This is a genomic window from Pantoea dispersa, assembly GCF_035783935.1.
Classification (GTDB): Bacteria; Pseudomonadota; Gammaproteobacteria; order Enterobacterales; family Enterobacteriaceae; genus Pantoea; species Pantoea dispersa_C.
On record NZ_JALKOV010000002.1, the window covers coordinates 41,903 to 62,991 of the forward strand.

The window sequence follows — 21,089 nt, forward strand, 5'->3', positions numbered from 1 at the left end:
CTGTCTATGTCAACCACATCACCTTCTTCGCAACGCAGTGAGGTTCACGATCTGCGCTCCGCCATTGAACTGCTGAAACAATTCGATGGAGAGTATATTGAAACCAATGAGCCGGTTGATCCCGCAGCCGAACTGTCCGGCGTCTATCGTTACGTCGGCGCAGGCGGTACCGTGATGCGCCCCACGCAGACCGGGCCGGCAATGGTGTTTAATCACATCAAAGGTTACGACAACTTTCGCGTGCTGATTGGCCTGCTGGCCTCACGGCAGCGCGTGGCGCGCCTGCTGGGCGTGCCAAAAGAGGAGCTGGCGCAGCTGCTGCGTTCGTCGGTGCATAACGCCATTGCGCCGGTGGAAGTCAGCCCGCAGCAGGCGGCCTGTCAGGAAGTGGTGCACCTCGCCTCGGATGAGGGTTTTGATATCCGCCGTTTGCTGCCCGCGCCAACCAACACGCCTGAAGATGCTGGCCCTTATTTCACCATGGGGATGTGTTATGCCGCCGATCCGGAAACCGGTGAGCACGATGTCACCATTCACCGCTTGTGCGTGCAGGGCAAAGATGAGATCTCAATGTACTTTGTGCCGGGTCGCCATCTTGATCAGTTCCGCATTAAGGCCGAGCAGGCAGGCAAAGCATTGCCGATTACCATCAGTATCGGCGTTGATCCGGCCATCGAAATTGGTGCCTGCTTTGAGCCGCCCACTACGCCGCTCGGTTTTGACGAGCTGGCAATCGCCGGTGGTCTGCGCGGTCGGGCGGTTGAGCTGGTTAAGGGTGTCGCTGTGGATGCGCGCGCCATTGCCCATGCCGAGATCGTGATTGAGGGTGAACTGGTGCCGGATTATCGCGTACAGGAAGATCAGCATACCCACAGCGGGAAAGCGATGCCGGAATTCCCCGGTTATACCGGTGAAGCGCAGGCGGCAGTGCCGGTGATCAAGGTGAAAGCGGTAACGCACCGCAAAAATCCCATCCTGCAGACCTGCATTGGGCCGAGCGATGAACATACCAATCTGGCCGGTATCCCGACGGAAGCCAGCATTCTCGATATGGTTGAGCGTGCGTTGCCGGGTCTGGTGAAGAATGTGCACTGCCCTTCGCCGGGCACCGGGAAATATGTTGCGGTGCTGCAGATCAATAAACGCGGTCCGCAGGATGAAGGGCGTCAGCGTCAGGCCGCTCTGCTGGCTTTCTCGGCCTTTTCGGAGCTGAAGCACGTGTTCCTGGTGGATGAAGATGTCGATGTGTTTGACCTGAACGATGTGATCTGGGCGATGACCACGCGCTATCAGGGTGACGCGGATACTATCTTCATTCCCGGTGTACGCTGCCATCCGCTTGATCCGTCGCAGGATCCGGCCTTCAGCAACTCCATCCGGGCGCACGGGATTACCTGTAAAACCATTTTCGACTGTACGGTGCCGTATGACCTGAAACACAACTTCCAGCGCTCGCAGTTCATGGACGTCGATGTTTCCCGCTTCATTCCGAGCTTTAACCGCTAACCGGCCGCCACGCCTGCGCCTGATTGCGTCCGCTATGTTTGGCCTGATAAAGCGCCGCATCAGCATGCTCAATCAGGCTATCCGCCTGGTGGTCGTGATAACAGGTGGCGCAGCCCGCACTGAGCGTCACCTCCGCTTCAGGCAGCGCGGAAGCGGCGTGCGGAAGGTGCAGGTCGGCAACCGCCTGCACCGCCTGGCGCGCAATATTCAACGCTGCATGCTGATCGGCCCCGGTGAGGATAATGGCAAACTCTTCCCCGCCGTAGCGCGCCACCATGTCGCTCTGCCGCAGTTGCAGTCGTTTCAGTGCATCGGCTACCTGACGTAAACAGTGATCGCCCGCCACATGCCCATAGCGATCGTTGTAGTGTTTGAAGTAGTCGATATCCATCAAAATCAGCGACACCGGCGCTGATTTCTCCCCGATATTGTGCAAGGCATTGAGCAAAAAGCGGTCAAACTGTCTGCGGTTGGCCAGCCCGGTCAGCCCATCAAAAAAGGCCAGCTGATCCAGATGGTGATTGGCATCGGCCAGATCGTTTTTCAGTCTGAGCAACGTTTCCTGATAATGCTGGCTGTGCCGCGCCTGGCGTATAACAAACAGGCCCAGCAGGATAATCGCCACCAGTAGCGCCACGCTCAGAGAAACATCCTGCAATCGCCCTTTGATCCAGCGCAGATACAGGTTGTGTTTGTCATAACCCGCAGCGACGATCAGCGGATAACGTTCCGAGCTGGCGAAGCCAAAAATGCGCACGTGGCCATCCAGCGCCGCGTTCCATTCGCCGCTGCCGCGATCGGATTTCACCAGCATCTGCTGAAACAGATGGCTGGCCGACAGGCTTTTACCGATGTAGCTGTCGGGCATCGGACGCGCATACAGCACCGTGCTGTCTGCCAGCATCAGCACCAGCACATCGCGCGGCCCGAGTTCGTAATAACTGTAAAAGCGGCGGAAAAAATCCACTTTAATGGTGGCGAGCAGGATGCCTTTGAAATCACGCGCGGCATTGCTGACCCGCAGAGAGACCGGGATAACCAGATCGCCGGTACTGCGGCTGCGAATCACCGGACCGATGTGCAGACTGTCGCGGCTGCTATTGCGGTGATAGCGGAAATATTCGCGGTCAGAATTATTGGTGCCGCCGGGTACGCTGCCGGCCGACGTGGCGATCCAGCGGCCCTGCTCATCATAGTAAAACAGGCCATGCAGCTGCGGCAGACGGGTTTGTAAATCGTGCATAACCTGATTCAGATTGGCGACATCCAGCTTGTCCAGCGGTTGCGCCTGCATATCACGCTGTACTTCGCGCAGGGCCAGTTCGGTCTGGAGCACGGTATCTTCCGCCTGACGCGACTGGGACAGCGACAGATTCACCGCCATCTCTTCGGTTTGCCGCACCGCGGCGCGCCAGTCCTCGCGCAGCGTCCACAGGGTGAGCGCGATAATCGCGCCGATCAGCAGCCCGCCGGACAGCAAAATGCTGCGCAGCAGCGACGTGCCAGAGATGATTGCCGCTTCATTTTTCCTTTTTAACGTCATGTTTCACCCTGTTGATGTGTCAACGCTAAGTTAAGCACAGAATCAACGGCGCTATTTTCATGATTAAAGGGAGTAATGTTGGCCTGCGTGGCGATTGCTGCTGGAAACTGTGGGGCAGACGCTTCGCTAATCAGCGGCCCTGCCGCCACAGAACGCGTCTGAGATCAGCGCGCGGCTTGCTCGCTGCGGATGTCGATCACCACCTTACCAAACGGCCCTCTGTCCAGATGGTCCAGTGCTGCTGGCAAGTCAGAAAGCGCGTACACCGAGTCGATCACCGGCTTTATTCCGGCATGATCAACCGCACGGATCAGGCGCGTGAGTGCCTGGCGACTGCCGGTACCGATGCCGTGAATTGTTACGTCTTTCATCATCAGCGGCATCGCGGGTGCGCGCAAGTCAAAGCCATCCAGCGCGCCGATCTGGCAGATGTGTCCACCGACTGCCGCCAGCTGGACGGATTTATCGAGGTGCTCGCCTCCGATGACATCTAGAATATGATCGGCACCGCGATCAGCGGTGATGCGGTAAATTTCCTCCATCCAGTCTGCACGGTGGCGATCCACATAATGGTCGGCGCCCAGCGCTTTCGCCCGCTCGGCGTTGCTGGCTCTGCCGCTGACGATCACCTGCGCACCATGCGCTTTGGCAATCTGCAGACCAAACAGTGCCACACCGCCAGTGCTGGGGATCAGCACCGTGTCACCCGCCTGCACCCCGGCGCGTTCGACCAGCGCGAACCAGGCCGTCAGGCCGGCACAGGGCAAGGTGGCAGCCTGAATCGCGTCCAGGGTTGTCGGGGCTGAAACCAGCCACGCCTGCGGCATAACGACATATTCGGCCAGCACGCCCGGATAATAGCCACCCAGGGTTTTATAGGCTGGCGTGCGCGCATCGCCGGGACGCAGTCCGTCAATCCAGTCGGGCGTAAACGTCGAAATCACCCGGTCTCCGAGGCTGAAACGGCTAACGCCTTCCCCGAGGCCAGTCACCACCCCGGCCAGATCGGAACCTGGGGTAAAAGGAAAGGCAAGCGGCAGGCCCCGGCCATTCTCTATCACCATCTTGTCGCGGTGATTCAGAGCGACAGCTTCGATCTTCACCAGCACCTGCTGCGGGCCCGGCACCGGCATATCTACCGTTCTCAGTTCGAGGTTATCGCGCCCGATGGCGTCTGTTTCCCAGCGTCGCATGTGTTTGGTCATCGTACAGTTCTTCCAGGTGATTCATTTTATGGGTGTTGTCAGTCTCCGGCTTCTGATTATGAATAACAATACGCTATAATCGGCACAGGGTGTTGAGCCAGGAAGCAACAATGAAAGGCAGCGAATATAGCGAGCTCAGGGCATTCATATGTGTCGCAGAGGAGCGCAGTTTCAGGCGGGCCGCGCAGCGTCTGCGCGTATCGCCCTCCGCGCTGAGCCATACCATCCGTGCGCTGGAACAACGTTTGGGTACCCGGTTACTCAACCGCACCACGCGCAGCGTGGCGCCGACAGAAGCAGGACAGGCGCTGCTGGATCGCCTGATGCCGGCAATGGCGGAGATCGCTTCGGCCGTCAGAGACGTCGGTGCCTGTCAGGACGAGCCGCGTGGACGGGTCCGCATCAACCTGCCACGCATTGCTGCCCGCATGCTGATTGCGCCGATGCTGCCGTTATTCAGGGAGAACTATCCGCATGTCTCTCTCGATGTGGTGATTGACGACAGCCTTACCGACATCGTGGGAAAGGGATTTGATGCCGGCATCCGTTCGGGCCAACTCGTGCAGCAGGATATGATCGCCGTGCGGCTGACGCCCGACATGCGGATGATGGTGGTCGGTTCGCCGCACTATTTTGCACGCCATCCCGAGCCACAGCATCCGCAGGAGTTGCGCCAGCACGCCTGCCTGACCTATCGCTGGGCCGACAGCGGAGTGCTGCAACGATGGGAATTTCGAGGCCCGGAAGGCACGCACAGCGTCAATGTTGAAAGTGTTGTCACCGCCAATGAAACAGATTTTGTGCTCGATGCCGCGTTAAAAGGAACCGGGCTGGCGTATATCAGCGATCAGTTCGCACAACCCTGGATTGAACGCGGCGAACTCAGGCAGGTGCTGGGCGAGTGGTCAACGGTGTTTTCAGGATTTCATCTCTATTACGTCAATAATCCCCATATGTCAGCTTCGCTGAGAGCGTTTATTGATCAGTTAAAAGCATTTGTCGCGACAGCACGTTGATATCAGGCCACGCCGGGCTGCCTTACGTCGCAGCAAATAATAAATCATGCTAATCATTATCCCTGCTATCGATGCGGTTGTTACCACCCGTATTTTCGCCCCTGCAACGCGCCTCCCCCCTGCCTCCACGCTTTTCAGGCAATCTAAATTTGCAACAAAAAATTATTCAACCAGTAAATTATATTTATTATATTAGATAAACTTTAACGTGGACTGGTTGAGGATTACAGTGCATTTGACAAGGAAATCAGTGATTAGCAGCGCTATCTCTGATGGCGTACTGACAAAAAGAACTCACAGAATGTGCAGGATACTTAATGGTAGCGACCAGCGCATCAGCATTACACCGGCAAGCGGATTAATTGATTTTCTCAAAGGAATGGAGGTCACAAATGAACAGTATCGGCGCAGCGGGATCATTAAGGAAAAACGTTCCATTTTTCTTTATAACGAAGGGCTGTTAAATCCGGAAAGCACGCTGTTTCTCGCCCGCAGGGAGCAGAATATCCTCGGCACGCTGAGTGTCATCGCCAATCACAATAACCGTCTGCCGTGCAGCAAACTTTTCCGTGAAGAGATGGCTGCCCTGCAGCTGGAAAAGCGCAAAGTGGTCGAGCTTGGCACGCTGTCGGTACGCTATCAGGCAGACAGTGAAAACATTGTGTTTATGCTGTACCTGAAAATCATGATCTACACCATTTTCATTGAACAGGTGGACGACATCTTTATTCAGGTCAAAGAGAAGGTTGCCGCGTTTTACGAGCGCAATTTCCTGTTCAAACAGGTCGGCGGCACTAAAACGCATCCGGATTACAGCGACCTCAACGCGGTGCTACTGCGCGTGGACGTGAAAAGTATCCGCGACAAAATTTATAAGCAGCAGTGTTATGGCCCGCTGGGCTGGCTGCGCATGCTGCGTGAACTGGGTTTACTGCAGCACTACCGCACCCTGAGCCAGCAGTGCCACAGCTGCCCGCGCTTTACGCCGGATCAGCGCGACGCGGAGCTCTATCAGTATCTGTGTAATCTTTGACGGCGAGGCCGTCTCTGCCTCTCAGGAGACGGTTGCCTGTCACAGCGGTTTGGCATTGATTCCGTAATGTGAAGCGTTTGCAGCGTAGCTAAACCGGGCACCGCTAAGCGATCGTCTTATAGTATGTTGTAATTAATATAGGTTACTGGCCGTTACCTTTCACATTTCTGCAAATCTGCTTAGAGCTCCTATGCTGTAGGGAGTCATTAACGTGCGGATATGAGGTATGCATGAGTTTACTGTTTAGCGCGACGCAGCTTGGCGAGTTGTCGCTGGAAAATCGCATTGTGATTGCACCGATGTGCCAATATTCGGCGGAAAAAGGTCAGGCAACGGCCTGGCACCGCATTCATCTGGGCCAGCTGGCGCTTTCGGGTGCCGGACTGCTGATTATTGAAGCCACGGCGGTGGAAGACATCGGTCGCATCACTCCGGGCGATCTGGGTTTATGGGATGACGCCACTGAAGCCGCGCTGGCCAGCGTGCTGCAAGACGTGCGGCGCTATGCCACCCTGCCCATCGGCATTCAGTTGGGTCATGCCGGGCGCAAAGCGTCCTGCGCCGCGCCGTGGCAAGGCGGTGAGCAACTTACTGAACAGCAAGGCGGCTGGCAAACCGTGGCACCGTCTGCGCAGCCTTTTGGCCAGGATGAGCGTCCGCCGGCCGCGCTGAGCAAATCGGATCTGGCGCAGCTCAAACAGACTTTTGTCGACAGCGCCCTGCGCGCGGTGCGCATCGGTATTCAGCTGGTCGAACTGCATGCTGCACATGGCTATCTGCTGCACCAGTTTCTGTCGCCGCTCAGCAATCAGCGTGATGATGAATACGGCGGTTCATTAGAGAACCGGCTGCGTTTCCCGCTTGAGGTATTTAAGGCGCTGCGCGATGCCCTGCCGGCGGAAATACCGGTTGGCGTGCGGCTTTCGGCCACCGACTGGATCGAAGGCGGCTGGGATAATCAGCAATCGATTGTTTTCAGCCAGCAACTCGAAGCTGCAGGTTGTGCCTACATCCACGTTTCCAGCGGTGGCCTGGCGCCACAGCAGCAAATCAGCGTCGGCCCTGGTTATCAGCTGCCGTTTGCCCGAGAGATTCGCCAGCAGGTCTCGATTCCGGTGATTGGCGTGGGGCTGATTACCGAACCGAAACAGGCCGAGCAGGCGCTGCAGGAGCAGGATGCCGATTTAATCGCGCTGGCACGCGCAGTGCTGTATGACCCACGCTGGCCATGGCACGCCGCGGCCGAACTCGGCGCACAGGCCAAAGCGCCACCGCAGTATCTGCGTTCCGAACCGCACGGCCTGAAAGGCACATTGATCAGTAACCAGTAATCCGACTGACCGGCAGCCGTCTGGTTGCCGGTCCTGTTCTGGGAAATTTCACAGATTTCAGCCCGTTGTGCGTTTCTGCACGCTTTTCGTCTTATGCTTCTTCTGCCAATCAACCAAAAGGAAGATAAAATGAAATTGCAGCATTATTTACTGGGCGGCGCGCTCTGTGCATTCAGCGTGAGCGGCCTGGCCGCAGAGATGAAAAACCCACTGAGCGTGCACGTGCTGAATCTGCAAACCGGCGTGCCGACCGCAGGTATTGAGGTCGAGCTGGATAAGCAACAGGGCGACAAGTGGGTGAAACTGGCGCAGGGCACCACCAATGAACAGGGCCGCATCCCGGCGCTGTACCCGGCGGGCCAGAAGGCGCAGACCGGCGTTTACCGCGTGATATTTAAAACCGGCGATTACTACAAGAAAAATGGCCAGCCGACCTTCTTCCCGGAAATTCCGGTGATGTTCAATCTGGATAATGCCGAACAGCATTACCATATTCCGCTGCTGCTCAGCCAGTACGGCTACTCTACCTATCGCGGCAATTAAGTTGTGATGGCGCCGCTAACGTTGCACTGACGGGTAGCGGCGCAATTCATTGCGCAATTTACCACGGTGCGGCGGATGAATTAGCGCGATAAATCGCGCCGCTACGCATAGTGTGCAGCCCTGCCTCTGAAACCCTTTGCTCTCGCCCATCAGGCTGCAGCAAATTGCGGTAACACGCCCAGCCAGCTCAGCGTCCACGCCAGTATATTCAGCACGCCAAACAGCATTACCAGGCCAATCGCCAGCGTCGTGCGCGGCCGATCGCTAAAGCGCTGTTGCGCACGCCAGGCCAGCAGCGCCGGGATAATCACCGCCCACAGCGTGGCAAACAGACCAGCAAAACCAATGGCCGCAACGAAGCCGTGCGGCCACCACAGCGAAGCGAGCAGCGGCGGCAGAAACGTCAGGCAGGCGGTTTGCAGCCGGGCGCGCGGTGAGTGGCCCCAGCCGAGACGATCGGCGATGAAATCAAACAGCCCGGCCGTGACACCAAGAAACGAAGCGATCACCGCGAAGTGCGAAAATACGGACATCATCAGCGACAACGCGCGCACCTGCAGATGATCGCGCAGCGCCGCCATCAAAGCCGCAATATCCCCGCCCTGCTGCACGATGGCGGGAAACGCGCTGCGCGGCACATTGCCCATGGTGCAGACGATCCAGAACAGATACAGCGCCAGCGACAAAAGCGTGCCCAGCACCAGCGCACGCCGGACCGGCGACTCGCGGCGCTGATAATAGCTCACCAGGCCGGTAATGTTGCCGTGATAGCCAAACGAGGCCAGACAGAACGGCAGCACGCCCAGCGCATAAGGCCAGTAGCTGTCCCCCGGTGCCGCGGCGGCAAACAGCGAAGGCACATCAACCCGGGTTAACAGTCCGCCGAACAGTAAAATCAGCAGCAGGATTTTTGCCAGCACGCAGAACGTCATCAGCCGGCTGACGCCAGTGGTGCCCAGCCATACCACGGCGGCGACGCACAGCGTCAGCGCGATTTTGGCACCGCCCGTGGAGAGCGGCACACCCAGCTGATTCAGCGAGTGCTGATAAACCGGCCCGCTTGCCGAGATGTAAGCGTAGGTGAGAATGCCCAGCACAAACAGGATGCTCAGACCGTTGATGCTGGCCCAGCCGCGCCCGAGCAAATCGCGCGTCAGCGTATCGTATCCCGCGCCCGGCGGATAATGCAGGCTGACGCGCATAAACAGCAGCCCGGAGAGCAGCATTGCGCCCCAGCTTATGCCCAGCAGCAGCAGCGCCCAGCCAAACCATGCGCCGGCCATCACGATCGGCAGCGTAAACATGCCGGCGCCCACCACCGTCCCGCAGATGATCATCGCACCCCACCACACCGAGGGCTGGCGACGCGCCATCACGCTCTCCGTCATCATACTTTTCCTTGCACTGCATAAAGGCGGCGATGATACACGGGATTGGCAATGAATGTGAGACGCAGGCTGTTACCTGCACGGAGCGGGCTGTCAACGCGTGACAACGTCACAGAAATTCAGGTAAAAGCGCACCTTTAGAGAGGTGCGCCAGCAGTGCGAGCGGCGATCAGCGATAAAATGCCGGACGCGGCGGCATGGTAATCGCGACGATTTCACCGTTGTTCTGTGCCGCGACACAGGCATCGGCGGCCACGGCGGCGGCATAGCCGTCCCACGCCGACGGGCCTGTCATGGTGCCTGACAGCACGTTGTTGACAAAGTCCTGCAGCTCAACGTCGTACGCAGCGATAAAGCGCTTTTTCCAGTCGGTGAGGATGTCGGTGGAAAGCTGCGCCGCGTGGCGGGTTTGCACCGACATCGGTTCAGGCAGGCGCGCAATACCGCTCTCGCCAACTACCTCACACTGAATGTCGTAACCGTAGACGCAGTTCACGAAGATCTCGACGTCAACCCGTACTCCCTTCGCGGTTTCCAGCAGCACAATTTGCGGATCTTTCAGGTGCGATGACGCGTTACGCGTTTTGCGCGGATAAATCACCTGTGCGCTGACGTACTCATCGTTCAGCAGCCAGCGCAGCACGTCGAGTTCATGGATCAGCGTATCGGTGATCGCCATATCGGTCGTATAAGCATCGCCGACCGCCGGATTGCGGTGCGCGCAGTGCAACATCAGCGGCTCACCCAGGGTGCCGCTGTCGATGACCGCTTTCAGCGCGCGATAGCCGCTGTCGTACGGTCGCATAAACCCAACCTGCACCAGCTTCTTACCCGCGGCGATTTCCGCTTCGACAATATTCATACAGCCCTGTGCGGTCACCGCCAGCGGCTTCTCACAGAATACCGCTTTGCCGGCTTTGATGGCTGCCAGCACAAACTCTTCATGCGTCGGGCCCCACGAGGTGACCAGGATGGCCTGCACCTGAGGCGCGGCGATCAGCGCATGCGCGTTGTCGTAAATCTCCGCCTGCAAACCGAGCTCGCTAATCACCTGCTCGCAGTTGCTGCGATTGATATCATTAAGCGCGACCACGCGCGCATGCTGCAGCACCTGGCTGCAGCGACGAATGTGTTCACGGCCGATAGCGCCCGTGCCGATTACACCAATATTGAGCGTCATGCGAGGTTCCTTCAGCAAAATGCCGGATTAGTTAGTGGTTGAGATAGTCGATGCTGCTGCGGATTTCGCGCGCAATATCCTCCGCGCTCCAGCTCTCCAGCACCGAAGAAAACGGCTCGAAAGCATAAACACCGCGATAGCCCATCTCTTTCAGGCGCTGCACCTGCTCGCGGGATTTCAGCAGATCATCCGCGCTCAGCATGATGCGCTCTTCGTCGGTGAGTTGATGGGTTGGGCGCGTATCCGTTACGCCAGAGAGATGCACCAGGCCGATGTGATTTACGTCGACGCCGCCGGTGAAATCCTGTTCGGCGCCTTCGTACAGGTGGTGATGAAAGGTATCCAGCACGATGCTAAATGGCACGCCGGCCCGGGCGATAAGCTGCTGCGCCAGTGCAGCGGAGCGCAGGGAACTCTGCGGAAAGCCGAGCGGCTCAACCAGTCCGGCAATACCGTATTCGGCAAACAGCGGCGCCAGGGTTTGCAGCGCCTCTACCGTCTGTTCGTCACTTACCGGCGTACCGTCATTGAGCGGACAGAGCACCAGCGCCTTCGCCCCGGTGGCGCGCGCATCGGCTAACAGCGCGCGCGTTTTGGCCAGCACCGCATCATTTAACTGGTTGAAGGGATACACCGCGTTGATGGTTTCGATCTCAAGCTGATGCTGCGCTGCCAGACGACGCACTTCCTCACCGCCTGCACCGTCGGTCACGCTGCCACTTTTCATATCATTACGCATTTCAACTTTATGTAATCCCAGCTGTTCCACCAGCGCAAAAAATTCCGCGATGCTGAGCTGAGGGGCAATTTTGCGGTTAACGCAGAATCGGTTACTGCTTATTTTGTCGGTCATGATCTTTCCTGGATAGTCATCACTGAGTAGGGTTGGGGTAAGTGCGATGTACTGACATGCGTTGATAGTAATTAAACTTTTTTGCCGGCTCTGCGGCTTCTTTGAGTGATTTACATCAGCCTGAGCGCAGTCTGATCGCCCTCACATTTAGCCATTGCGGCGCGCGTAAAAGTGCCCGGCAACATCCTCGTCATTTCAGGCTCAATATTGATTTTCCGCGCAACAGTGACGGACTGACCTCACGACGCGTTCGGGGATTTGAGTGACCACGCTTTGTGATCAAACGCGCAACAACCGCAGAAACATCCTTGTATGGTAGTAAGCCCTTTCTCTGGCAGGATCTTCCTATGCTCACCTCAACCACCGATCCTTCGCATACCGCTGCAGCGCATTCAACATCAGTAATTCGTCGCGTCGCCAGCGCGTCCGCGATCGGCACCGCAGCGGAATACTATGACTTCTTCGCTTACGGTACGGCAGCGGTGCTGTTCTTTGGCCATCTGTTCTTTCCCAGCCACGATCCGCTGGTCAGTACCCTTGCCGCTTTCGCCACCTATGCGGTTGGCTTCCTCGCGCGTCCGATTGGCGGCATGGTGTTTGGTCATATCGGCGACAAAGTGGGCCGCAAAAAGGCGCTGGTGGCGACCATCCTGATTGTGGGCCTCGGCACGTTCTGCATTGGCCTGCTGCCCACCTACGAGAAAATTGGCCTGTGGGCGCCGGTGTTGCTGATCATCATCCGTCTGTTGCAGGGCTTTGGCGTCGGCGGTGAACAGGCAGGCGCGGTATTAATGACGGCCGAATACGCGCAGCCATCCCGGCGCGGCTTCTTTGCCAGCTGGGTGCAAATCGGCGCACCTGTTGGCTTCCTGCTGCCGCTGGCGCTGTTTGCCGTGCTTAACGCGGTACTCTCCGCCGATCAAATGATGGACTGGGGCTGGCGCGTGCCGTTTCTGCTCAGCGCGCTGCTGGTGATTGTCGGCCTGTTTATCCGCCTGCGTATAGATGAGTCGCCGGTCTTCGCCGCCATTCGGGAAACCAAAGCGGCAGAATCGAGGCCATTAAACGAGGTAATTCGTGGTAATCCGCGGCTGGTGGTCAACGGCGTGGCAGCGAAACTGATCGAAGCCTGCGCCTTCGCCCTGTTTACCGTCATCATTCTCGCCTGGGGTAAAGCCAATCAGCTCGATGCCGGCATTCTGATGAACAGCATGATCGTCGCGGTGATCCTCGAAGTGCTGGCGATCCCGCTGATGGGTGCCCTTTCCGACCGCATCGGTCGCAAGCCGGTTTACCTGATCGGCACGCTGCTGATCATGCTGTCGATCGTGCCCTTCTTTCTCGCGCTGGCGCACAACAGCTACTGGCTTACGCAGCTGGCGATGATCGTGGCGCTGACGCTGGGTCACAGCATGTGCTACGCCCCGCAGGCGTCATGGTTCCCCGAGCTGTTTCCCACCCACATTCGCTGCAGCGGAATTGCGGTGATCTGGCAGATCGGTTCGCTGATCGGTAGCGGCGTGCTCGGACTGCTGGCGGTGAAGATCCTGCAGATGACCGGCGGCCACTGGTATGGTCTGGCGCTGTATGTGGCGGTGCTCGGCGTGATCTCATTAATTGGCCTGCTGCGTCTGCCGGAAACCGCACCCGGCCGCCGCCAGGGCGAATATCACCCGTGGCAGCAGCATTGATGATTAGCGACGGCGCGGCAGCGCCACGCACAGCAGGCCGCAGACAATCAGCAGCACGCCAGCAAGGCTGCTCCAGCGGAAGCTTTCATTAAAGGCCGGCAGGGAAATGGCGGCCAGCCACACCAGCACATAACTCAGACTGAGCAGCGGATAGAGCCGGTTGAGCGGCAGCTGACGCAGGGCCAGCAGCCAGCACAGCATCGAGCAGCCGTAGGCTGCCAGTCCGCCTATTAACGGTATCAGGCCGTGCTGCCACGGTAGCGCGGTCCATGTATCCAGCGCTGGCAGCGCCAGCATCGCCGTGCGCAGCAGCAGCTGCGCCAGCGATACCAGCAGCACGCTGGCCAGCGCCAGCAGCCAGCCCATCATAAATGGCTCCCCATCAGCGCAACGCCGGCAACAATCGCCAGCGTGCCCAGCCACTGCCGCCGCGTGTAAGTCTCATGCCAGAACACGCGTGCGGCCACCGCCACCAGCACAAAGTTCAGGCTCAGCATCGGGTACGCCACGCTGACCGGTACGGTGCGCAGTACCACCAGCCACAGCAGCATGGCACCGCCCAGCAGCAGCAGGCTAAGCACCAGCCAGCCGAACAGGCGTTGCCCGCCGCAGTGTGCCGCCTGTTTCTGGCACAGCTGAGCCGCACAGCTCAGCAGGCTTACCAGCAGGATCAGCAACAGATTCATGGCGTGGCATCATAGCCGTAATAGACCAGCCGTCCCTGCTGATAGACGTCGTTGGGCACCGGCAGACGCGCATCCGGCTGCTTTTCATTAGCGCTCAACAGCAACACCAGCCCAACCCGCCCCTGACGGCGATGCACGCGCAGCCAGTCGGCGAAGTCTTCCCCGTCGACGTAGCGCGTTTTTGCATCGGGATAACCCAGTCCGTACTCCAGCTCGCCTTTTTCATCGAAGAACGTGATGTCGCTGCGACGCAGTTCCCACGCCACCGCCGAAGCGATGCCGGGATTGTCCGCCAGCAGATAGCGAGCCTGCGCCAGCTGCGGTCGGATGGCGCTGACAAAGTTCTGCGGCTGTTTTGCATCACGCACCTTTTGCGGGATGGCAAAGCCCACCAGCAGCGCCAGCGTCAGCGGGCACAGCGCGGCCAGTTGCCAGCGCCGCGTTTTCAGGCTTAGCCAGCCCATCACCGCCCAGCCAGCAAATGCCAGCGCGCCGCATACCACCCGCCACAGCTCATCGCGGGCATACACCGGATGGTGCGCCAGCCCCCACGGCGCCAGCACTACCAACACCAGCAGCGTGGCGCACAGACCAAACAGCAGGTTGATCCAGCCATTGACGATCAGCGACTGTCTGAGGCGCGCGGTGTTGCCGTGCGCATAGTGCGCCATCAACAACGCCAGCGGCGCAAAGCACGGCAGGATGTAGGTCGGCAGTTTGCCTTTGGCGATGCTAAAGAACAGCAGCGGCAGCACAACCCAGCTGAGCAAATACACCGCTGCGGCATGCTGTTGACGCTGCCGCCATGCGCCGCTCAGCGCGCCCGGCAGCAGGCCGAGCCACGGTAAGCAGCCTGCCAGCAGCACCGGCAGGTAATACCAGAACGGCGCTTTATGCTGTGCGTCGCTCTCGGCGAAGCGCTGGATATGCTCGACCCAGAAGAAGTAGTGCCAGAAATCGCCTTGCTGACGCTGAATCGCCAGCGCCCAGGGCGCACTGATCGCCGCCGCCACCGCAATCGTGAGCGGCCCCCAGCGCAGCAGTTCGCCAAACCGACGCTGCCAGAGTGCCCAGGGCACAATTGCCAGCACCGGCACCGCCAGCGCCAGAAAACCTTTGGTCATAAAGCCCATGGCACAGGCTGCGCCAAGCAGCACATAGCCGGTTAGCCGCTGCGAGGTACTGTGCGCCTGCGCGGCATACCAGAAACTGCACATTGCCGCCACCAGCCATAGCAGCAGAATCGGATCGAGCACCGCATAAGTGCCGATGCCGTAAACCAGCAGCGAGGTAAGAAAGATCACGCTGGCGGTGAGCGCTATTTTGCGGCTGGCGAACATCCGGCTGCCCAGCCAGTAGATCAGCAGCGCACTGAGCGTGGTACAGATAATCGCCCCGGCGCGCACGCCAAAATTGTTATGCCCAAACAGCAGTTGGCCAAGGTTGTTGACCCAGTAACCGGCAATCGGCTTCTCGAAGTAACGTAAATCAAAGAAATGCGGTACCACCCAGTTGCCGCTCAGCAGCATCTCGCGGCTGATTTCGGCATAGCGAGTCTCATCCGGCTGCCAGAGATCGCGAAACGGCACCGGGAACAAATAATAGAGGGCAAAAAGCGCCAGCAGCAGCGCCAGTCTGGTGCTGCTGCGCATCGGTGTTTCCATACCTGAGTCCTGTGAAAGATTAACGCTGACAACCCAGCCAGCCTTCCCGGCCGGCAATGTGACCACGCACCACATGGCCCTGCGGCAGCGTACTGAGATCGTCCGGCAGCAGATCGCTCAGCGGACAAAACTGAATACCCTGCTGCTGCGCACGGGTCAGCAGATCGGCAAAGGCCGGCAAGCCAACGATACCTTCAACTTCCGCGTGAATGGTATAAACCGGCGTACCGCTGGCGGCATGCATCTGCGCGAGGATAAAGTCGTTGAATCCGGCCGCGCTCACCTGCTGACCCACCACTTCATCCCACGTTGGCAGCGTCACCGGGATCTGCACCGTGCCGAGGCTGCCATCATTGAGGCGCGGAATGAACGGCCCGCTGCCGCGACAGTCGCTGTTATAGCGAAAGCCAAACGGCTGCTTGGCGTCCAATACCCGGCCATCGGCGCGCCAGCCTGCCACCGCTGAGCAGGTGACACTGTCACCCAGGATGGCTTCCAGCGCCGCTTTGCCGCGCGCAATCTGCGCATTCAGCTGTGATGGCGACCAGACGCCCGCCCAGGTTTGCCAGGCGAAATGGTCCCACGCATGTAACCCGACCTCATGATGATCCGCCGTGGCGCGGATAATTGACGCCAGTCCCTTACCAATTTCACGTCCCGGCCAGGCGGTGCCGGCCAGCAAAATATCCCAGCCGTACAGCGAGGCCGCGCGCGAACGCAGCATTTTCCACAGGAAGCGCGGCTTCATCAGGCGCCATAAGTGGCGCCCCATGTTGTCCGGCCCGACGCTGAAGAAGAAGCTGGCCTGCAGCTGATGCAGGCTGAACTGCTGCAGCAGCGCCGGTACGCCCTGTTGCGTGCCGCGCCAGGTATCGACATCGACACGCAAACCTACACGCTTCATGGCTTTTCCTGGAGCTCAACGGTACGCAGGAAGAAGTCCAGCGTGTTGTCGATGGTGGTGTCCATCGCCACGGTTGGCGTCCAGTCGAGCAGCCGACGCGCGTTTTTAATCGACGGCTTGCGGTGCTCCACGTCCTGATAACCTTTACCGTAATAGCTGCTGCTCTCAACCTCACGGAAACCGGCAAACGGCGGGAAGCGGTCGCGCAGCGGGTGACGCTCAAAGCTGGCCAGCAGATGTTCTGCCAGTTCTTTGATACTGGCTTCGTTTTCCGGGTTACCAATGTTGACGATCTGTCCATCGCAGTTGTTGTGCTTGTTCTCAATGATGCGGAACAGCGCTTCAATGCCGTCACGAATATCCGTGAAGCAGCGCTTCTGCGCGCCACCGTCGATCAGCTTGATCGGCGAGCCTTCCACCAGATTAAGGATCAGCTGGGTGATGGCACGAGAACTGCCGATACGCGCGGCGTTGAGGTTATCCAGCCGCGGGCCCATCCAGTTAAACGGCCGGAACAGGGTAAAGCGCAGCCCCTCTTTTTCGCCGTAGGCCCACAGCACCCGATCCAGCAGCTGTTTTGATACCGAATAGATCCAGCGCTGTTTGTTGATCGGTCCGACCACCAGGTTAGAGTGATCCTCGTCGAAATGCTGATCGGTACACATACCGTACACTTCGGAAGTCGACGGGAAAATGATGCGTTTTTTATACTTCACGCAGTCACGAATAATCTTCAGGTTCTCTTCGAAATCCAGCTCGAACACGCGCAGCGGATTGCGGGTATATTCGATCGGCGTGGCGATCGCCACCAGCGGCAGCACCACGTCACATTTCTTGATGTGATACTCAATCCACTCTGAGTGAATGCTGATGTCGCCCTCGACAAAGTGGAAGCGCGGCTCATCCAGGAAGCGGCTGATAGCATCCGAGCCGATATCCAGGCCATAAACCTCAAAGTTATCATCCTGCAGCAGGCGTTCGGTAAGATGGTTACCGATGAAGCCGTTAACGCCGAGGATTAGCACCCGGGTGCGGCGTTTCACCGCGGCCACCGGCTGCGAATAGAGCAGCGCACCCGGCACCATGCCCAGACTCTGCGCCAGCTGGCTGCCGTTCATGTAAACACCGTTGTCGCTCTGCCCGGTGACCACTTCGAGCGCGCCCTCGCCGCAGGCAATCAGGAACGGCTCAACCGACAGCACTGTGCCCGGTTTGGCGCTGGGCGCATCCTGGTGAACCCGCCCTTTCCACACCACGAATTTCACCGTGCCGGCATAGGCAAACGCACCCGGCCAGGGATCTGTCACCGCGCGCACCAGGTTATTCACTTTAGCCGCTGGCAGTTCCCAGTTGATGCGGCCATCTTCCGGCGTGCGGCGACCCACCACGGTCGCTTCCGCGTCGTTCTGCGGCGTGGCGACAATTTCACCGCGCTTCATCGGCGGCAGCGCGCCTTCCAGCAGCTGGCCGGCACAGGCCACCAGCTTACGGTGCAGCGTCAGCGCATTATCCTGCGGGTCGATCGCCACGCGCTGCTGCGCCACAATGTCGCCGGCATCGGCCCGTTTCACCATGCGGTGCAGCGTTACGCCAGTCTCCGTCTCGCCGTTGACCAGCACCCAGTTAAGCGGCGCACGACCACGGTATTTCGGCAGCAGCGAACCGTGCAGGTTAAACGCGCCAACCCGCGCGCAGTGCAGAATGGTGTCGCTCAACAGTGCGCGATAGTAAAACGAGAAGATGAAATCCGGCTGCATGGTGCGGATGCGATCCACCCACAGCGGATGGTTGGCATCTTCCGGGGCATAAACCGGAATGCCCTGCTCAGCCGCGAGGCGCGCCACTGAAGGGAACGCGTGGCTCTCCGGCGAGGTATCCGCATGGGTGAAGATGGCACTGATTTCATAACCTGCGTTCAGCAGCGCTGTGATGCCTGCACAGCCCATTTCGGCATAGGCGAAGACGATAGTTTTCATTGCTTAATTTCCTGTACAGACGGGGCATCTTGTTGCGGATGGATAACACGTTGAATGAAGTAGCGCGGACGGGCGCGTACGTCGTTGTAAATACGGCCGATGTATTCGCCCAGCAGGCCCATGCCGACAAACTGCGCGCCGACAAAAATAAACAGCACGGCAAACAGCATGAACACACCGTCACCGGCCCAGCTGGCACCGAGGAACAGGCGCAGCACAATCAGAATCAGTGAAAAGGCGAAACCGGCCAGCGCGATTAAGCTGCCGACGATACTCAGCAGGCGCAGCGGCGTGGTGGTCAGGCAGGTCACCAGGTCATACATCAGGTTAATCAGCTTCATGAAGCTGTATTTGGAGTCGCCAAACTCGCGCTCAGCGTGGGTAACCGGCAGTTCAATGGTGCGCCGCGCAAAGGTGTTGGCGAGTATCGGGATAAAGGTGCTGCGTTCGTGGCAGTTGAGCATCGCATCGACAATGTGGCGGCGATAGGCGCGCAGCATGCAGCCGTAATCCCCCATCGCTTTGCCGGTCACGCGCTGAATCAGGTGGTTGATGGTGCGTGAAGCGCGGCGACGGAACCAGCTGTCCTGGCGGTTCTGGCGCACGGTGCCAACCACGTCGTAGCCCTGCTGCGCGGCTTTGACCAGATTGGGAATCTCTTCCGGCGGGTTTTGCAGATCGGCATCCAGCGTAATGATCACATCCCCGGACACGTGGCTGAATCCGGCCATGATCGCCGAGTGTTGCCCGTAGTTGCGATTGAGCAGCACGCCGACCACATGACTGCCCGGCATATCCGCCGCATCGGCGATCATCTGCGCAGAGCGGTCGGCACTGCCGTCATCGATCAGCAGAATTTCATAGTCGAGTGCGAGCGTGCGGCAGGCAGCATCGGTGCGGCGCACCAGCTCCGGCAGGCTTTGCTCTTCGTTGTACACCGGGATCACCACGGAGACTTTGCGAATCGGTTTTTCTTCCAGCATCTCAGGCTCCCGCAAGGTGGCGTAAGGCAGCAATCACGCGCGTTACATCGTCATCGTGCATGTCGGGGAACAGCGGCAGCGAGCAGATGCGTTCACTGTTCCATTCGGTGGCCGGCAGCGACAGCTGCGGATAGCGTTCACGGTAATATTTATGGGTATGCGCGGCGCGGAAATGCAGGCCGGTGCCGATGTCATGGATTTTCAACTGCTCCATCAGCGCATCGCGGCTGATACCGCAGCGCGCGTCGTCCACGCGAATGATAAACAGATGCCACGCATGCTGATGCGGCCACGCCGGCTGCGTCAGCGGCAGAAACGGCGTATCCGCCAGCTCGTGTAAATAGCGCGTAGCGATCGCCTGGCGACGTGCATTGATGGCCGGTAACTTATGCAACTGCACCAGCGCAATCGCCGCGTTGATGTCCGGCAGGTTGTATTTGAAGCCGGGCATGATCACTTCGGCCTGCGGCTTGCGGCCATGGGTATGGCGATCGTAAGCATCGACGCCGAGGCCGTGGAATTTCAGGCTGCGCAGGCGGTCGGCCAGCTGCGCATCATCCGTCACCACGATGCCGCCTTCGGCGCAGGTGATGTTTTTGATGGCGTGCAGCGAAAAGATCGCCGTACCCTGCTGGCCAACGTGCCGGCTTTTGTAGTAGCAACCTACCGCGTGGGCGGCATCTTCAATCAGTGGGATATTGTGGCGCGCGCTGACGGCGCGAATGGCGTCGATATCCGCCGGTGCGCCGGCATAGTGGACCGGCACGATGGCGCGGGTGCGTGGCGTGATGGCCGCTTCGATTTGCTCTGCGCTCACCATCAGGTTATCGCGATCCACATCGATCATCACCGGCGTCGCGCCAAGCAGCGTGATGATATTGAGCGTCGAAACCCAGGTCAGCGACGGAGTGATCACTTCATCACCGGGCTGAATGCCCAGCGCCATTAACGTAACGTGCATGCCCGCCGTGGCGGAGCTGACGGCAATCGCGTGCTGGTTGCCGGTGAGCTGGCAAAACGCCTGCTCCAGTGCGGCATTCTGCGGCCCGGTGGTAATCCAGCCCGAGGCGAATACCGCCTGCACCGCGGCCAGTTCTTCCTCACCCAATGAAGGGCGCGAGAATGGAAGGAAACTCATAAGCCAACCTTATTGTTGTGCCTGAAAATGTGCTGAAAAATAAAACAAGCGCTATTATTTTGCCTCACGCCTTGCTGAAACACCTGGTAACTATTTGTTTAAACGTAACTTAAACAAGCGTGCGCCCGGCAACGCGGTCATCTGCCTGTAACAAAACATAAGCAGACCTGTCTTATCGCGTTAAGAAACCAAAATACGGCGGAAAACTTAACTGAACATTAAATGGCAAAGCGGGACGCTGACTTTTTTACGCGGCGTTGAAGATTGGTAGAGAATTGCGGGCGGTGAATGAAAAGCCGTCGCTGCTCAGTGTGTACTTTACGATTAAACACGGCGGTTGATGATTAAATGTCTGTTTATCAATGCATTAACTAAGAGACTATACTGTTCTTAAGGTTATCCTAAGGTTGGCTGTTTATTCTCTCCCGGGATAGCGACGCCAGAGGCTG

Annotated in this window: 18 protein-coding genes; 6 read left to right on the top strand and 12 right to left on the bottom strand. The window is 58.6% G+C overall.

Going from position 1 to position 21,089, the window contains the following annotated elements:
* Positions 1–6 precede the first annotated feature (6 nt).
* Complete coding sequence (locus tag MXF20_RS05025; RefSeq protein WP_325967997.1) at positions 7–1,506, top strand: UbiD family decarboxylase; 1,500 nt, start codon at positions 7–9, stop codon at positions 1,504–1,506.
* Here MXF20_RS05025 and MXF20_RS05030 read toward each other — a convergent pair.
* Together MXF20_RS05030 and MXF20_RS05035 are read right to left on the bottom strand one after the other, a co-directional pair.
* On the bottom strand, positions 1,496–3,049 hold the full coding sequence (locus tag MXF20_RS05030; RefSeq protein WP_325967998.1) for a sensor domain-containing diguanylate cyclase: 1,554 nt from the start codon (positions 3,047–3,049) through the stop codon (positions 1,496–1,498). The two genes, MXF20_RS05025 and MXF20_RS05030, sit on opposite strands and share 11 nt — an antisense overlap.
* A 164-nt stretch (positions 3,050–3,213) precedes the next feature.
* Positions 3,214–4,254, bottom strand: coding sequence for an NAD(P)-dependent alcohol dehydrogenase (locus MXF20_RS05035; protein WP_325968000.1), 1,041 nt, complete (start codon positions 4,252–4,254; stop codon positions 3,214–3,216).
* A gap of 110 nt (positions 4,255–4,364) precedes the next feature.
* Between MXF20_RS05035 and MXF20_RS05040 the strand changes: the two genes are divergently transcribed.
* The 4 genes from MXF20_RS05040 to uraH all read left to right on the top strand — a co-directional run bounded on the left by MXF20_RS05040 (position 4,365) and on the right by uraH (position 8,177).
* Entirely contained in the window at positions 4,365–5,270 is a 906-nt protein-coding gene (locus tag MXF20_RS05040; protein WP_325968001.1) for a LysR family transcriptional regulator, read from the top strand.
* Positions 5,271–5,649: 379 nt separating this feature from the next.
* Positions 5,650–6,303: an N-acyl amino acid synthase FeeM domain-containing protein gene (locus MXF20_RS05045; protein ID WP_325968002.1), complete on the top strand. Its 654-nt coding sequence runs from the start codon at positions 5,650–5,652 to the stop codon at positions 6,301–6,303.
* Between the two features lie 230 nt (positions 6,304–6,533).
* A complete protein-coding gene (locus MXF20_RS05050; protein ID WP_325968003.1) occupies positions 6,534–7,634 on the top strand; it encodes an NADH:flavin oxidoreductase/NADH oxidase in 1,101 nt (366 codons plus the stop codon).
* A 129-nt stretch (positions 7,635–7,763) separates the two neighbouring features.
* A complete protein-coding gene (gene uraH, locus MXF20_RS05055; RefSeq protein ID WP_325968004.1) occupies positions 7,764–8,177 on the top strand; it encodes a hydroxyisourate hydrolase in 414 nt (137 codons plus the stop codon).
* Positions 8,178–8,326: 149 nt separating this feature from the next.
* Here uraH and MXF20_RS05060 read toward each other — a convergent pair whose 3' ends face one another.
* The 3 genes from MXF20_RS05060 to MXF20_RS05070 form a co-directional block, all read right to left on the bottom strand.
* Positions 8,327–9,565, bottom strand: coding sequence for an aromatic amino acid transporter (locus tag MXF20_RS05060; protein WP_325968457.1), 1,239 nt, complete (start codon positions 9,563–9,565; stop codon positions 8,327–8,329).
* Between the two features lie 169 nt (positions 9,566–9,734).
* Complete coding sequence (locus tag MXF20_RS05065; RefSeq protein ID WP_325968005.1) at positions 9,735–10,745, bottom strand: Gfo/Idh/MocA family oxidoreductase; 1,011 nt, start codon at positions 10,743–10,745, stop codon at positions 9,735–9,737.
* 31 nt (positions 10,746–10,776) lie between these two features.
* Positions 10,777–11,598 carry a TIM barrel protein gene (locus MXF20_RS05070; protein ID WP_325968006.1) on the bottom strand — a complete coding sequence of 274 codons (822 nt, stop codon included), beginning with the start codon at positions 11,596–11,598 and terminating at the stop codon, positions 10,777–10,779.
* A gap of 347 nt (positions 11,599–11,945) precedes the next feature.
* Between MXF20_RS05070 and MXF20_RS05075 the strand changes: the two genes are divergently transcribed.
* Positions 11,946–13,289, top strand: a complete 1,344-nt coding sequence (locus MXF20_RS05075) for an MFS transporter (protein WP_325968007.1) — start codon at positions 11,946–11,948, stop codon at positions 13,287–13,289.
* A gap of 3 nt (positions 13,290–13,292) precedes the next feature.
* Here the strand turns inward: MXF20_RS05075 and arnF are convergent, their stop codons facing one another.
* Genes arnF through arnB form a run of 7 tightly spaced genes read right to left on the bottom strand, consistent with a single transcriptional unit; the run spans position 13,293 to position 20,640 of the window.
* Positions 13,293–13,658, bottom strand: coding sequence for a 4-amino-4-deoxy-L-arabinose-phosphoundecaprenol flippase subunit ArnF (gene arnF / locus MXF20_RS05080; RefSeq protein WP_325968008.1), 366 nt, complete (start codon positions 13,656–13,658; stop codon positions 13,293–13,295).
* The gene (arnE, locus tag MXF20_RS05085) at positions 13,655–13,975 is read right to left on the bottom strand and encodes a 4-amino-4-deoxy-L-arabinose-phosphoundecaprenol flippase subunit ArnE (RefSeq protein WP_325968009.1); all 321 of its coding nucleotides are present in this window, start codon (positions 13,973–13,975) and stop codon (positions 13,655–13,657) included. The genes arnF and arnE overlap by 4 nt, the downstream gene beginning before the upstream one ends.
* Positions 13,972–15,627, bottom strand: coding sequence for a lipid IV(A) 4-amino-4-deoxy-L-arabinosyltransferase (gene arnT, locus MXF20_RS05090; protein WP_325968458.1), 1,656 nt, complete (start codon positions 15,625–15,627; stop codon positions 13,972–13,974). Before arnT ends, arnE begins: the two co-directional genes overlap by 4 nt.
* A 31-nt stretch (positions 15,628–15,658) precedes the next feature.
* On the bottom strand, positions 15,659–16,543 hold the full coding sequence (arnD, locus tag MXF20_RS05095) for a 4-deoxy-4-formamido-L-arabinose-phosphoundecaprenol deformylase (RefSeq protein WP_325968010.1): 885 nt from the start codon (positions 16,541–16,543) through the stop codon (positions 15,659–15,661).
* Entirely contained in the window at positions 16,540–18,519 is a 1,980-nt protein-coding gene (gene arnA, locus MXF20_RS05100) for a bifunctional UDP-4-amino-4-deoxy-L-arabinose formyltransferase/UDP-glucuronic acid oxidase ArnA (protein ID WP_325968011.1), read from the bottom strand. The genes arnD and arnA overlap by 4 nt, the downstream gene beginning before the upstream one ends.
* Entirely contained in the window at positions 18,516–19,502 is a 987-nt protein-coding gene (gene arnC, locus MXF20_RS05105) for an undecaprenyl-phosphate 4-deoxy-4-formamido-L-arabinose transferase (protein WP_325968012.1), read from the bottom strand. Before arnC ends, arnA begins: the two co-directional genes overlap by 4 nt.
* Position 19,503: 1 nt before the next feature.
* Positions 19,504–20,640 (bottom strand): UDP-4-amino-4-deoxy-L-arabinose aminotransferase, encoded by a 1,137-nt coding sequence (gene arnB / locus MXF20_RS05110; protein ID WP_325968013.1) that lies wholly within the window; start codon positions 20,638–20,640, stop codon positions 19,504–19,506.
* Between the last annotated feature and the right edge of the window lie 449 nt (positions 20,641–21,089).